This is a genomic window from Mesobacillus sp. S13 (genome assembly GCF_020422885.1).
Taxonomy (GTDB): Bacteria; Bacillota; Bacilli; order Bacillales; family Cytobacillaceae; genus Mesobacillus; species Mesobacillus selenatarsenatis_A.
The window spans coordinates 4,049,341-4,063,241 of record NZ_CP084622.1; the positions used below are offsets into that span (position 1 = coordinate 4,049,341).

Annotated in this window: 13 protein-coding genes and 1 riboswitch; all 13 genes read right to left on the reverse strand. The window is 44.4% G+C overall.

The features are described 5' to 3' along the window. Positions 1 to 111 precede the first annotated feature (111 nt). Positions 112 to 414, reverse strand: coding sequence for a YunC family protein (locus tag LGO15_RS20795; protein ID WP_102265174.1), 303 nt, complete (start codon positions 412 to 414; stop codon positions 112 to 114). Between the two features lie 410 nt (positions 415 to 824). Next, on the reverse strand, positions 825 to 2,195 hold the full coding sequence (locus tag LGO15_RS20800; protein ID WP_226085774.1) for a bifunctional metallophosphatase/5'-nucleotidase: 1,371 nt from the start codon (positions 2,193 to 2,195) through the stop codon (positions 825 to 827). A gap of 66 nt (positions 2,196 to 2,261) precedes the next feature. Further along, complete coding sequence (locus LGO15_RS20805) at positions 2,262 to 3,110, reverse strand: DUF72 domain-containing protein (protein ID WP_226085775.1); 849 nt, start codon at positions 3,108 to 3,110, stop codon at positions 2,262 to 2,264. 365 nt (positions 3,111 to 3,475) lie between these two features. Further along, positions 3,476 to 4,873, reverse strand: a complete 1,398-nt coding sequence (gene sufB, locus LGO15_RS20810) for a Fe-S cluster assembly protein SufB (protein ID WP_167833593.1) — start codon at positions 4,871 to 4,873, stop codon at positions 3,476 to 3,478. Between the two features lie 265 nt (positions 4,874 to 5,138). Next, a complete protein-coding gene (gene sufU / locus LGO15_RS20815) occupies positions 5,139 to 5,585 on the reverse strand; it encodes a Fe-S cluster assembly sulfur transfer protein SufU (RefSeq protein WP_213370732.1) in 447 nt (148 codons plus the stop codon). Beyond that, positions 5,575 to 6,804 (reverse strand): cysteine desulfurase, encoded by a 1,230-nt coding sequence (locus tag LGO15_RS20820; protein WP_226085776.1) that lies wholly within the window; start codon positions 6,802 to 6,804, stop codon positions 5,575 to 5,577. The genes sufU and LGO15_RS20820 overlap by 11 nt, the downstream gene beginning before the upstream one ends. After that, positions 6,804 to 8,111, reverse strand: a complete 1,308-nt coding sequence (gene sufD, locus LGO15_RS20825) for a Fe-S cluster assembly protein SufD (RefSeq protein WP_226085777.1) — start codon at positions 8,109 to 8,111, stop codon at positions 6,804 to 6,806. Before sufD ends, LGO15_RS20820 begins: the two co-directional genes overlap by 1 nt. An 18-nt stretch (positions 8,112 to 8,129) precedes the next feature. Further along, entirely contained in the window at positions 8,130 to 8,915 is a 786-nt protein-coding gene (gene sufC, locus LGO15_RS20830) for a Fe-S cluster assembly ATPase SufC (RefSeq protein WP_167833589.1), read from the reverse strand. Between the two features lie 1,129 nt (positions 8,916 to 10,044). Next, positions 10,045 to 10,185, reverse strand: a complete 141-nt coding sequence (locus LGO15_RS20835) for a YuzK family famiily protein (RefSeq protein ID WP_167833588.1) — start codon at positions 10,183 to 10,185, stop codon at positions 10,045 to 10,047. A 279-nt stretch (positions 10,186 to 10,464) separates the two neighbouring features. Next, entirely contained in the window at positions 10,465 to 10,836 is a 372-nt protein-coding gene (locus tag LGO15_RS20840; protein WP_226085778.1) for a carboxymuconolactone decarboxylase family protein, read from the reverse strand. A gap of 105 nt (positions 10,837 to 10,941) precedes the next feature. Next, positions 10,942 to 11,781, reverse strand: coding sequence for a MetQ/NlpA family ABC transporter substrate-binding protein (locus tag LGO15_RS20845; RefSeq protein ID WP_226085779.1), 840 nt, complete (start codon positions 11,779 to 11,781; stop codon positions 10,942 to 10,944). A 14-nt stretch (positions 11,782 to 11,795) separates the two neighbouring features. Then, a complete protein-coding gene (locus LGO15_RS20850) occupies positions 11,796 to 12,464 on the reverse strand; it encodes a methionine ABC transporter permease (protein ID WP_167833585.1) in 669 nt (222 codons plus the stop codon). Continuing rightward, complete coding sequence (locus LGO15_RS20855; RefSeq protein WP_226085780.1) at positions 12,457 to 13,482, reverse strand: methionine ABC transporter ATP-binding protein; 1,026 nt, start codon at positions 13,480 to 13,482, stop codon at positions 12,457 to 12,459. The genes LGO15_RS20850 and LGO15_RS20855 overlap by 8 nt, the downstream gene beginning before the upstream one ends. Positions 13,483 to 13,739: 257 nt before the next feature. Beyond that, a riboswitch (SAM riboswitch) is annotated at positions 13,740 to 13,854 on the reverse strand. Positions 13,855 to 13,901 lie beyond the last annotated feature (47 nt).

The following is a 13,901-nucleotide window of genomic DNA, read 5'->3' on the forward strand; positions in this document are numbered from 1 at the left end:
AAAGCGCAAGCACCTTGGTCAGCCCCGACAAGCGCTGGAGCTGGACAATTCTCGAAATAGAATTTATACATCTTATCTATATAAAAAGACAGCCATTCAGGCTGTCTTTAGTTAATTCATGAGCAGCAATGCTTCTTTGCCAATCATGCCTTTTATGGCGCCAAGGTTCTCCGCTTCATATGTTACGGATTCCAGCGGGGCTTCAAGCAATTCTTCGATTGTTTTTACGCCAACCGCCCTGCCGGCAATCACCTTCCTGCCTTTTAGTTTTTCATTGAGAAGAGCGACATCGAGAGCGCCGCACATAATATAACCCTTGTCTCCTGTAACGACTAACAGGTTTGTTTTCGGCAGTTTTACAGAAATGCATAAAAATGTCCTGCCTTCTATCTCAATAGGTGACATATCGATCATGATCACAACTCCCTCCTTCAATCCCAATAACACTCTATGACAGAGAAGGAGAAAGCGTGATATTTTGCTCATATATTGATGTGCGATGGCTGGTTATTTTTGTTGCTGCTATTGTTGAGAGAGGTATGAGAATTCATAAGCGGATAATTTCCGGCTATTGTATATAGAGGACGCTCATGAAGCATTCATAAGCGAATAAATTCCGTCTAAAATTAATAGAGTACTGGTTTGAAGCGTAAATAAACGGAGATATTCCGGTTAACTGCAAAAAATAAGACAAAAAACTACGATTTGGATGAGATAAGCGGAAAAACGACCCTTATTTTTAAAGAAATAAGGGTCATTTCAAATTTAAGCGGAATTGTTCCGTCTATTTTCTATACAAACAACAATCATTTTATTGTACGATTCTAAAGAGACGCAAGCTTCCACTCAAGCAAATTGCGAAGAAACTCGGGCAGCCAGTATCGTTTTTCCTCAGCCCGCTGAATTTCCGGGAAAAAGCGGCCAAAGGTGAACATATCAGGGATGGCCAGCGTATAGTGCTCTTTTGCTTCAATCAGCTTGCCATTGATGAGAATCTGCGGATAATTCCCCTTTTGCTGAAACTCAATTCCATCGTATTCCATGACCCCCATGACGGTACCGCGGAAGCCCAGGCCCTTAATCTGAAGATGTGGCCATTTCTCATCCCTGGTCTGCAGGAGCACTTCTTTTAGCTCTGCTCCTGACATCCTGATTGTACAAGGATTGATCGGATGCGGGCAGATTTCGAGCAAATCGAATTTCGTTACATTTCCCTGCTTCAGTCCCTTGAGAATCATCCCGGCATTCATGAACGCACAATCGGCATCGCACCATTCCCGCAATGCCTGAGTGAGCATCTTTGAAAGCTTCGAATGCTGAAGAGGATCTGCCTTTAAATCGTCTGGCAAAACAGCCACTGTTTCTGCCATCAGCTCTTTGCCTTCAAAGAAATATCCTTCGGCCATTTCCCGTTCATCTTGAGCCTGATCCGCCTCATTCATATCATAGAGAACGGCTTTCCTATGTATAATTTCCTTCGTCTTCCCATCAAGCTTCAAGGTCACATGGCCAGTATAGTAGCCAAACTTCCCGGCTCCCGCCAGCAAGCTGGATCCAACTTCTTTGCCCTCATGTAAAATATGATGGGTATGGCCGCCAAGAATGACGTCAATCTCAGGGAACATTCCGGCAATCAGTTCATCATCATGGATTCCAAGATGTGAGAGAAGGATAATGAGGTCGGTTTGACCCTTTAATTGAGCGATGCAATTTTTCAACTCTTCAATTGGGTCATTCAGCTTCCAGCCCAGCTGTTCATAAAACCGGCCAAAGTTCACTGTGACGCCAATGACCCCAATTCTCGTCCCGGTGTTGCTTATGTATACATGATATGGCTTCGCCCACTCCGGTTTATTTCCATCCTGGTAATAAAGATTCGCTACAAGCATTTCAAACTTTTTTTCAAGATACATTGAATCCAGGTTTTCAAATGGAAGAGTGATGCCTTCGTTATTGCCTATAGTCGCTGCATCGTAGCCAGCTTCATTCAAAAGTCGGCAGTTCGCTTTTCCCCTTGACGCATCAGATAGCGGGTGCCAGCGGTCCATATGATCGCCAATATCGAAAACAAGAACCTCGTCACCCATTTCCTCGTGCCAACGCCGGCGCTCGGTCACAAGCTTATGGATGCTTGGCCAGTGCTCCAAATGACTGTGCAAATCATTCGTATGGTAAATATGAATAACTTCTTCCATCTAACCATCCATCCTCTTGTTAAAGTGAATTGCCCCCCTGATTGTTGCCAGGAGGGTAAAAAATATTTAAAACAAATCAAGCTGCCTCGGGTTTAACCCTTCATATTCGATATCCATTAACTCCAGCATTTGTTTCGCATTATCAGCAGCATCCCCGCCGGAATTGTTGTTGAACAAGACGAAAACCTGGGACGTGCTCTCGTTGAGCTTTTGCAGGTTTTCTGCCCACTCTTTTAATTCTGTCTGGTTATAGCGATACAAATAGCGGACTTCACGCCAATCTTGTCCTTTTCCCTTCTTGTTCCAGCCATGGACATTCCGGCCATGAAAGCGAACAAGCACTTTATGCTTCGATGTAGATTCAAGAACGGTCGGAATCGAGCCTTCCCCTGCCTGCGGCTCATCGCAGATGCTGTGGATCCATTTTTCACTTTTCATAAAATCGAGAGTTTTCTCGCGCATTTCACCTGCAAACCAGGACTGATTTCGGAACTCGAGCGCACAGTCGATATCCCCCATCTGGTCACGGCACCAACGCAAATAGTCTACATTCTCTTTGCGCAGGTCGAACCACGGCGGAAACTGGAACAGCGTCATTGCGTGTTTATTCGCCTCAAGATAAGGTTTCAGTGATTCTTTGTACGCATTGAACATTTCATTTTTATCGGTAAAAGGAATCTCACCGCGCTGATGCCCGGTCATTCCCTGGTAAGCCTTCACTATGAATTGAAATTTATCAGGTGTATCCTCTACCCATTTCGCGGCATTCTTCACAGGCTGCACAGCGTAAAAAGAGGCATCGACCTCGACTGCCGGAAAGTGGCTGGAGTACTCCTTCAGTTTATCACGCGGAGAAACCTTGCCCTCATATAAACTGTCATGGTCCCCCCAGCCCGTTAAGCCAACAATAATCATCTGTGCACCTCCATTTTATCTTCATGATAGCATAATTAAGCGCTGAATAAGAACTAAGACATGTTCTAACCTTATTTCCCGCTTGTAGAGAAGGAAAAACATTGATGAAGTCAGGTGCTTCGCACGTTTTGGCCGATGAATACAGGTTTATTGCTGATAATCACCGCGGAGTCTGGGTTACTTTATGATATTCTCTATGGTTTGATTGATATTCTCTACGAATTTTATTTAATCTCTACGAATAGACATTGATTCTCTACGATTTCATTGTTAATCTCTACGAAATGTGCACGAATCTCTACGAATTCCATAATAATTAAAAAAAATCCACCTGCCGAGGCAGGTGGATTCCGTATTTATCTTTATTAACCGATAGAACCTTCCATTTCGAACTTGATCAGGCGGTTCATTTCGACTGCGTATTCCATTGGCAATTCTTTCGTGAATGGCTCGATGAAGCCCATGACGATCATTTCTGTTGCTTCTTCTTCGGAGACTCCGCGGCTCATCAGGTAGAACAATTGCTCTTCTGATACTTTGGAAACCTTCGCTTCGTGCTCAAGAGAAATGTTGTCGTTCAGGATTTCATTGTATGGAATCGTGTCTGAAGTAGACTTGTTATCCATGATCAGCGTATCGCACTCGATGTTAGAACGGGCGCCGTCGGCTTTGCGTCCGAAGTGGACGATACCGCGGTATGTTACTTTTCCGCCTTGCTTTGAGATCGACTTAGATACGATGGTTGATGATGTGTTTGGCGCAAGGTGAATCATTTTCGCACCTGCGTCCTGATGCTGGCCTTTACCAGCGATTGCGATGGATAATGTCATACCGCGTGCGCCTTCACCCTTAAGGATGACTGCTGGGTATTTCATTGTCAGCTTGGAACCGATGTTGCCATCGATCCATTCCATTGTCGCGTTCGCTTCGCAGACTGCACGCTTTGTAACAAGGTTGAAGACGTTGTTTGCCCAGTTCTGGATTGTTGTGTAACGGCAATATGCGTCTTTCTTGATGATGATTTCAACGACCGCACTGTGAAGCGAGTTCGTTGTGTAAACAGGAGCAGTACATCCTTCAACATAGTGTACGTGCGCACCTTCGTCAACGATGATCAGTGTACGCTCGAACTGACCCATGTTTTCAGAGTTGATGCGGAAGTACGCCTGAAGTGGAGTATCCACTTTGATGCCCTTTGGAACATAGATGAAAGATCCGCCAGACCAGACCGCAGAGTTTAACGCTGAAAACTTGTTGTCTGTTGGAGGGATAACTTTTCCGAAATGCTCACGGAAAATATCTTCATTCTCTTTAAGAGCTGAATCTGTGTCCTTGAAGACAATTCCTAGCTCTTCAAGCTCTTCCTTCATGTTGTGGTATACAACCTCTGATTCGTACTGTGCAGAAACACCCGCAAGGTATTTTTGCTCAGCTTCAGGGATTCCAAGCTTATCAAACGTCTGCTTAATTTCATCTGGAACTTCATCCCATGATTTTTCAGAGCGCTCAGAAGGTTTTACATAGTAAGTGATTTCATCAAAGTTTAATGAAGCCATGTCGCCGCCCCATTGAGGCATTGGCATGTTGTAGAAGTGCTCCAAAGACTTTAAGCGGAAGTCCAGCATCCACTGGGGCTCTTCCTTCATTTTTGAAATTTCTTCAACGATTTCACGCGTCAGACCGCGCTTAGACCGGAAGATGGAAACGTCTTTATCGGAAAATCCGTATTTATAATCACCGATCTCTGGCATTTTTTTAGCCATCGTCGAATTCCTCCATTCTTAAAGCAACGAAACAATGTTTCCTGCTTTGTAGTTGTTGCTGCAGGCCAATCCCCTGCAACTGCAAAAGCGTAAGCGCCTTGGTCAGCCCCGACAAGCGCTGGAGGACCGACCAGTGAAGTCGTTTTTTGACTTCATTGGGCGGACCGAAGCGACTCGAGGGGCTAGGCGCTGAAGCTAGACACTAATCCAAGTTAATAAGTCAACCTTTCTTATACAGCCAAATAAATCACCAAGCGATGATTTCTTATTGGCTGTCTTCCTCTTCCTTCAGGCCTTTCTCCATTGCCTTCCACGCAAGAGTAGCACATTTGATCCTGGCCGGGAATTTCGCGACACCTTGCAGTGCTTCGATATCCCCGAGGTCAAGATCATCCTCTTCATAATCTTTTCCCTGCATGATGTCAGAAAAAACCGTTGAAAGCTTTAAAGCTTCCTCAATGTTTCTTCCTTTGACCGCCTGCGTCATCATGGAAGCAGACGACATCGAAATCGAGCAGCCTTCCCCTTCAAATTTCGCGTCCGCTACCTTGCCGTCTTCGACTTTCATCGTAAGCTGGATGCGGTCGCCGCATGTCGGGTTGTTCATATTGACTGTCAGGCTGCCTTCTTCCAACACACCTTTATTGCGAGGGTTCTTATAGTGATCCATAATAACTTGACGATAAAGGTTATCTAAATTATTAAAAGACATCGCTGAAATACTCCTTTGTTTTGACAAGTCCGGCTACAAGCTTGTCAATATCTTCTTCTGTGTTGTACAGGTAGAAGCTTGCACGTGCTGTCGCGGACGCCTTCAGCCACTTCATCAGCGGCTGTGCACAATGGTGTCCAGCGCGAACGGCGATTCCTTCAGCATCTAATACAGTTGCCACATCATGTGGATGTACGTCATCAATATTGAATGTTACAAGACCAGCACGCTTACCGGCTTCCTTCGGTCCATAGATGGTCATGCCATCGATTTCAGACATTTTTTCCATCGCATAGGCCGCTAGAGCGTGTTCATGCTTCTCAATATTGTCGAGTCCGATTTCGTTCAGGAAGTCGATTGCAGCACCCAAACCAATCGCACCAGCGATGATCGGTGTTCCGCCTTCGAATTTCCACGGCAGCTCTTTCCATGTTGATTCGTAAAGACCTACGAAATCAATCATTTCGCCGCCAAACTCAACCGGCTCCATTTTTTCAAGAAGTGCCTTCTTGCCATATAATACGCCGATACCCGTCGGCCCGCACATCTTATGTCCGGAAAAAGCGAAGAAATCGCAATTAAGATCCTGGACATCGATTTTCATATGCGGTGCGCTTTGGGCTCCATCGACCACCATGATCGCACCATTTTGGTGGGCAATCTCGGCAATCTCCTTGATTGGGTTCATGACCCCAAGGACGTTTGAAACCTGCATGATGGAGACGATTTTCGTGTTCTCTGTCACGATTTCTCTGACAGTATCAAGCGAAATCGTACCATCTTCCTGCAAGTCAATATATTTCAATGTTGCACCCGTCTGTTTTGCCACCTGCTGCCACGGGATGATATTGCTGTGATGCTCCATATAGGAGATGACGATTTCATCGCCCTCTTTAAGATTATCACGGCCATAGCTTGCAGCTACCGTGTTGATTGCAGTAGTGGTACCACGAGTGAAGATGATTTCTTCAATAGATTTTGCGTTAATGAACTTACGAACCTTTTCCCTTGATCCTTCGTACCCATCGGTAGCTCTGGTTCCAAGAGTATGGACACCGCGGTGTACGTTGGAATTGTATTCGCGATAATATTTGTCCAGCGCTTCAATCACCTGCACCGGCTTCTGTGATGTTGCCGCACTGTCAAGGTAGACTAGCGGGCTGCCATTGACTTCCTGATTTAAAATCGGAAATAATTCACGAATTTCGCGGGCGTTCATTATTTAACTTTCCTTTCGATTACCTCAACCAATTGCTTTTTAACTCCTTCGATTGGTAGCTCATTTACAACTGGCGCAAGGAATCCGTGGATGACAAGGCGCTCTGCCTCATGCTTCGGAATACCGCGGCTCATCAAGTAGTAAAGCTGCAATGGATCAACGCGTCCAACAGAAGCAGCGTGGCCAGCTGTTACATCATCTTCATCAATCAGAAGAATTGGGTTAGCGTCTCCACGTGCTTTTTCGCTTAGCATAAGAACGCGTGATTCCTGTTCTGCATTCGACTTGGATGCACCGTGCTCGATTTTGCCAATACCGTTAAAAATAGAAGTCGCGCTATCCTTGACAACACCGTGCTTCAGGATATAGCCTTCTGAATTTTTGCCGAAGTGGATGATGCTGGTTGTGAAATTCTGAGTCTGTTCTCCGCGTCCGACAACAACTGTCTTAGTGTCACCGTAAGAACCGTCACCAACAAGATTTGTTGTGTTCTCAGAAATAGTGTTGCCATCGTTCATCATGCCTAGAGCCCACTCAATTCGAGCATCTCTGCCTGCATGGCCGCGACGGTTTACATACGTAGTCAGACCTTCAGCAAGTGTATCAACAGCGCCATACTGGATTTTCGCATTTTGGCCAGCAATTGCTTCAGTAACGATGTTTACCAATCCGTTCACTTTACCAGTTGTTGAGATGTAGTTCTCAACGTATGTTACAGAGCTATTGTCTTCTGCAACGACAAGCACGTGGTTGAATAGGCTTGCTTCTGCATCATCATGCAGGAAGATTGCCTGGATTGGATTTTCGATTTGAACATTTTTCGGAACATAAAGGAATGCTCCGCCGTTCATGAATGCAGCATGAAGCGCAGTCAAACGGTGCTCATCAGTTTTAACAGCCGTCATGAAATATTTCTTCAACAGGTCGCTGTATTCGCGAGCAGCTGTAAAGATATCAGTGAAAACAATACCCTGCTCCTGCATTTCCTTAGAAAGCTGAAGGTAAGCAGGTTTGTTGTTGCGTTGAACATACAGGCTGCTATCCTTAGCTTCTTCGCCTACAAGTGCTTTTACTTCTTCAGGAAGCTCATCGATGGATGAAAAAACATCGCTTTTAACGAGCAGCTTCTCGAATTGTGTGAAATTCCATTTATCGATCTTCGTCTTATCCGGTCTTGGCATAGAAAGATCTTCTGCTTTTGCAAGAGATTGCGTGCGAAGCTCTGTAAGCCATTCCGGTTCGTTCATTTCTTTTGAGAAGGAAGTAATGTACTCCTGGTCAAAAGCCCATTTCGTTTCCGTAGTCATTATAAATCCCCCCAACGCTTAAGCTTCTTGCCCAACTGTTTCGTCTTCGATGCCCAGTTCTTTCTTAATCCAGTCGTATCCTTCTGCTTCTAAGCGCTGTGCAAGTTCTGGTCCGCCAGACTTCACAATGCGGCCCTGCATCATAACGTGAACATAGTCAGGAGTGATGTAGTCAAGAAGGCGCTGGTAGTGAGTGATGATCAAGCAGCCGAAATCTTCGCCGCGCATTTCGTTGATTCCTTTAGAAACAACCTTCAGTGCGTCGATATCAAGACCTGAGTCGATTTCGTCAAGGATTGCGATTTTAGGTTCAAGCATCATCAATTGAAGAATCTCGTTACGCTTCTTCTCACCGCCGGAGAAACCTTCGTTAAGATAACGCTGTGCCATATCAAGATCCATTTCAAGGAATTCCATTTGCTTATCCATCTTGCGGATGAACTTCATAAGAGAAATTTCATTTCCTTCGCCAAGACGGCTGTTCAAAGCAGAACGCAAGAAGTCAGCATTCGTTACGCCGCTGATTTCACTTGGATATTGCATCGCAAGGAAAAGACCAGCGCGTGCTCTTTCATCAACTTCCATTTCAAGAACATCTTCGCCATCAAGCGTAACTGTTCCATTCGTTACTTCATACTTAGGGTGTCCCATGATAGAAGAAGACAAAGTGGATTTACCAGTACCATTCGGTCCCATGATCGCATGGATTTCCCCACCCTTAACCTCAATGTTCACACCTTTTAATATCTGCTTGCCTTCAATCTCAACTTGAAGGTCCTTAATTGATAATACAGATCCTGCCATAATATTACCTCCGTCAATATAGAAAAGATTTTATGCCGACTTTAGCCGTCAAAAGCTCTATTCTCATTTTATTCTCATTACAATCTTATAACAAATGAAAAGTGTTAGCAACACCTTAAAAGTGGAAAGAAAAACAAAGAACCCTGTAGATAATTGTCAAACCCCAAATGATTTTTGGCTCATGCCGAGTGGGAAGGAAACGACCGAGCAAATTCATTTGCTCTCAGCGTTTCATTTCCACTCGGCAGCTTTTCAGCTGAGGCTGAAAAGCCAGTGAAGCGTAAGCTTCACGTAAGTGAGCCGAAAATCAGCAGGAACTTTGATGGACATCTAGATCTTCAGTGGATCTCCTTATTTTCTTTCCACTTCCCTCACCCCGCGATTCAGCTTACTGAATCGCGACATACGACGACATAACACAATTCCATTTTAACAGACCAAGCCCTTTAAAGTCGGATATACCGCTCACAGCTTGTACATCATTTTATTTTTTACCTTCTATTATAAAAAAATGTACTCAGCACTACTTGTTCGGACAGCTTTTGTTGTATTAGAGCCTATTCTGTCCGAAGGTGCTCGGACTTCTGACAGCTTTTTCTCTTTTGAGACCAAACTTGTCCGAACTTGCTCAGGCTTCTGACAGCTTTCCGCTCCAACACCTCGAACCTGTCATAATAACAGGCTTTTCTTGACAGCTATTCGTCCCAACACCTCGAACCTGTCAAAATAACGACGTTTTCTTGACACCTTTTCGTCCCAACACCTCAAACCTGTCACAATAACAGGCTTTTCTTGACAGCTTTTCGTCCCAACACCTCGAACCTGTCATAATAACAGGATTTTCTTGACAGCTTTTCGTCCCAACACCTCGAACCTGTCACAATAACGGGCTTTTCTTGACAGCTTTCCGCTCCAACACCTCGAACCTGTCACAATAACGGGCTTTTCTTGACAGCTTTCCGCTCCAACACCTCGAACCTGTCACAATAACGGGTAGCGTGAACAGGAAAACGACCGTAAAGGCACAAGAAGCTTTCAAGTCCATCTTCACGTTATCCAAATAATAAAGAAACCAGTGCAAAAATCACACTGGTTCCAAATCGTTTCTTCTATTATTATATATCCTCGGTTACGAGTGGACTTTTCGATCCAGGTCCGCAACCATCCGTTGGCTTTTGATGTAATCTCTTTCACGTTTTCTTTCGACTTCCATTCTTGCGTCATGGTTCATGCTGTATACCTCGTAACTAATTCCATGAGCTCCATGCATCGCCTTCTCCATTTCACTTGTGTAGTTCAGTTTTAGCTGACTAATAGTGAATCATCCCTTCGGTTTTTCGCTTTGTAAAAAGCGTTTTTTTGATAGTGCAATCTTAACACCTTTTATTTACCACTATCAAAGCGTTTAAAACCGTTAATTTTTGGATGTGATGGAATAAGGAGGCTTAACGCGGCTTCACCTCTGCCATTCTTAGAATACTGGCAATATCCTCCCAAATAAAGCCTTTCCCTGTTATCCAACAGCCGGTTTTGCTGTTTGGAACAGGTTTTACTGCTTCAATGTGTTCAATTCGACCATTGCTTCCTGGACGAGTGTCACGGCCTGGCTCATTGCCGCGCCGCCGCCGAATGCAGCTGTAACCCCAACCGCTTCTAAAATTTGTTCCTCAGTGGCTCCCTGATCCAGGCATCCTTTTAAATGGTATATGATGCAATATTCATCCTGGGAATACAATGAAATTCCGAGGGCAATCAATTGTTTTTCCTTTTGCGACAAAGTTCCTTCCTGGAAACATACTTCCGTAAAGGCATTATAGTGGCTTGCAAGCTCCGGCATTTTTTTTGTGAAAACACCCAATCCTTGCTTATATTCATGAAGAGCTGCTTCTGTTGAATTCCGCGGTTCATAATGATGCTCCATTGTTTCCACTCCAATCTGCTTTTTTCTCGGTTAGTATGTTAATTTTCCTTGCCAGTTATGCGACAAAAAGAAAAAGCAGGCTGCTCGCCTGCTTTCATTAAAGGGTTATTCTTTTACCGGTACGACTGCACCTTCATACTTTTCAAGGATGAAATCCTGGATTTCTTTTGAATGAAGCACTTCAACTAGCGCCTTGATTGCCGGCTTGTCAGCGTCTCCTTCACGAACCGCAATTACGTTCACATATGGAGAATCGCTCTCCTCAATTGCGATTGAATCTTTCAGAGGGTTAAGTCCAGCGTCAATTGCATAGTTAGAGTTGATCAATACTGCGTCGCCTTCGCCATTGTTAAAGATCTGTGGAAGCAATGCCGCTTCATATTCTGTATCGAACTTCAATTCTTTAGGATTTTCTGCAATATCATCAATTGTAGCCTTTACTTTTTCAACGCCTTCTTTAAGCGTGATCAATCCCTCTTTTTCAAGCATTGTCAAAATACGGCCATGGTCTGCGACAGAGCTGCTCATAATAATGTGCGCTCCCTTTGGCAGATCGTCCAGTGTAGTATGTTCCTTGGAATACACACCGATTGGCTCGATGTGGATGCCGCCTGCATTTTCAAACTTATAGCCGTGTTCAGCCATTTGTGATTCAAGGTAAGGGATATGCTGGAAGTAGTTCGCATCTAGTTCTCCAGAATCAAGTGCCTGGTTTGGAACAACATAGTCATTGAAAGTCTTGATTTCCATTTCAAACCCTTTTTCTTCAAGCAATGCTTTTGCTTCTTCTAAAATTTCTGCGTGAGGTACGTTTGAGGCACCCACGACGATTTTCTTACTTTCTTCCTTGCCGCCTTCTCCTGATGTGTTATCCTCAGATGTTCCGCAAGCTGCAAGCCCCGCTGTTAAAATCAATGTTAAAAGTGCTAATAACCATTTTTTCAATTCATATCTCTCCTTTATCTCTTATCTAATTTTCTAGTGAAGAAATCACCAACAAACTGAATTACAAACACGATAATCAAAATAATAATGGTCGCCATCAAGGTGACATCATTCCTGCTTCTTTGGAAGCCTTCCATGTAGGCAAGGTTCCCAAGACCGCCAGCCCCGATGACTCCGGCCATCGCTGTGTAGCTGACTAACGCGATTGCCGTCACCGTGATACCGGACACCAAGGCTGGCATCGATTCCGGCAATAGCACCTTCCAGATAATCGTCGTCGTCTTAGCCCCCATGGATTTTGCCGCTTCAATGACCCCTTTATCAATCTCACGCAAGCCGATTTCTACCATTCTCGCGTAAAATGGAGCCGAACCAATGATCAGTGCAGGCAAGGCTGCATTTTCGCCAATCATCGAACCTACGATGAATTTCGTAAAAGGAATTAGCAGAACGATCAAGATGATGAATGGGATAGACCTGAAAATATTGACAACCCCACTCAATACTAAATTGACCGGTTTGTTTTCCCATATATTGCCCTTCGATGTCAAAAATAGCAGCAGGCCAAGGATGGCTCCAAGGATGAAAGTAGCAAGAACAGAAATGGCACTCATATATAGTGTCTCAAGTGTCGCTTCCCACATTCGGTCCCAATTAACATTCGGAAACAATGTTTCAGCCATTGGAAATCACCTCCACGCCGACTTCATGCTGGCTAATATACTCAATTGCCCGGGCTACTTCGCTTTCGTCACCATCTAGATGGATGAACAAAGTTCCATATGACCCATTCTGTGTCTGAGAAATTTTACCCTGGACAATATTGACCGTTATCGGAAACTCACGAATCAAGTTGGTGATCAGCGGCTGCTCGGTCCCTTCACCTACAAAAGTCAGCTGAACAACGCGGCCATGTGGATAACGCTCCAATAAGTGGTCAACTGTTTCCTTTGTTTCCTCCGGTTCTGTTACCTGCTGGACAAATCTTTTTGTAATAGGCTGCTGCGGATTCTTGAACACTTCCAATACCGGTCCTGTTTCAACTATTTTTCCGCCTTCCATTACAGCGACACGATGGCAGATTTTCCTAATCACATGCATTTCGTGAGTAATCAGGACGATTGTAAGACCCAGTCTTTTATTAATATCAACAAGGAGATCAAGAATCTGGTCAGTCGTCTGCGGATCAAGTGCTGAAGTTGCCTCATCTCCAAGCAAAACCTTTGGATTATTGGCAAGCGCCCTTGCAATTCCGACCCTCTGCTTCTGGCCTCCGCTCAACTGGGAAGGATAGGCATCTCCCCGGCCCTCAAGGCCCACAAGTGTGATCAATTCTTTGACCCGCTTCTCTCTTTCTGCTTTAGCCACTCCGGCAATTTCTAGCGGAAAAGCGATATTCTCCGCTACCGTTCTCGACCAGAGCAGATTGAAATGCTGGAAAATCATGCTGATTTCCTGACGGGCCTTGCGAAGTTCCGCTCCTTTAATCCGGGAAACTTCCCTTCCAGCTACTACCACTGAACCAGATGTTGGAATCTCCAGCCCGTTCAGCATCCGAATTAAAGTACTTTTACCGGCGCCGCTGTAACCAATGACTCCGTATATTTCGCCTTCCTTGACTTCAAGGTTGACATCATCTACCGCTTTAACCTCCCCTTTATTGGAAGGGTAAATTTTTCTGGCATTCTTTATCGTGATCAATTGACTCCCCCTCTTTGCAACCGAGTATTCTACACTTATTAAAACCGTTAAATCTCCTATGTTTAAGAAGGTTATCAATCTAGTTTCCCATTCCCTAACCGAAAAAATTCAAACTTTAGCTAAAATGGGAAATAGCCTCTTAATCGGAGATGATCATGCTCTCGGAAAAACTCTTTTCGAAAAACTTTTTCAAAAAAAGACAAAATAAAAGCCTTCCTGCAAGTGAGCAGAAAGGCATAGTAATAGTGGATTCCTTTCTCTCATCTGCCAAAGCAATTTGCTTTGTGTGAATTGGCACCATTTCAGTAAGCAAAGCTTAATGACGGTTGCCGGGTTTCATAGGGCACTTCCCTCCACCTCTCTTGATAAGAGCACGCTATTAAATTATCTAATCGGTTTTAAGTTACGAGTGTGATTGT

What these genes read in the sequence shown, in the direction of transcription:
- sufD (WP_226085777.1), bottom strand. Translation starts at nt 8,111, where the DNA reads ATGACTACGGAAACGAAATGGGCTTTTGACCAGGAGTACATTACTTCC.
- LGO15_RS20795 (WP_102265174.1), bottom strand. Translation starts at nt 414, where the DNA reads ATGATCGATATGTCACCTATTGAGATAGAAGGCAGGACATTTTTATGC.
- sufU (WP_213370732.1), bottom strand. Translation starts at nt 5,585, where the DNA reads ATGTCTTTTAATAATTTAGATAACCTTTATCGTCAAGTTATTATGGAT.
- LGO15_RS20820 (WP_226085776.1), bottom strand. Translation starts at nt 6,804, where the DNA reads ATGAACGCCCGCGAAATTCGTGAATTATTTCCGATTTTAAATCAGGAA.
- LGO15_RS20800 (WP_226085774.1), bottom strand. Translation starts at nt 2,195, where the DNA reads ATGGAAGAAGTTATTCATATTTACCATACGAATGATTTGCACAGTCAT.
- LGO15_RS20835 (WP_167833588.1), bottom strand. Translation starts at nt 10,185, where the DNA reads ATGCATGGAGCTCATGGAATTAGTTACGAGGTATACAGCATGAACCAT.
- sufC (WP_167833589.1), bottom strand. Translation starts at nt 8,915, where the DNA reads ATGGCAGGATCTGTATTATCAATTAAGGACCTTCAAGTTGAGATTGAA.
- LGO15_RS20805 (WP_226085775.1), bottom strand. Translation starts at nt 3,110, where the DNA reads ATGATTATTGTTGGCTTAACGGGCTGGGGGGACCATGACAGTTTATAT.
- LGO15_RS20850 (WP_167833585.1), bottom strand. Translation starts at nt 12,464, where the DNA reads ATGGCTGAAACATTGTTTCCGAATGTTAATTGGGACCGAATGTGGGAA.
- LGO15_RS20840 (WP_226085778.1), bottom strand. Translation starts at nt 10,836, where the DNA reads ATGGAGCATCATTATGAACCGCGGAATTCAACAGAAGCAGCTCTTCAT.
- sufB (WP_167833593.1), bottom strand. Translation starts at nt 4,873, where the DNA reads ATGGCTAAAAAAATGCCAGAGATCGGTGATTATAAATACGGATTTTCC.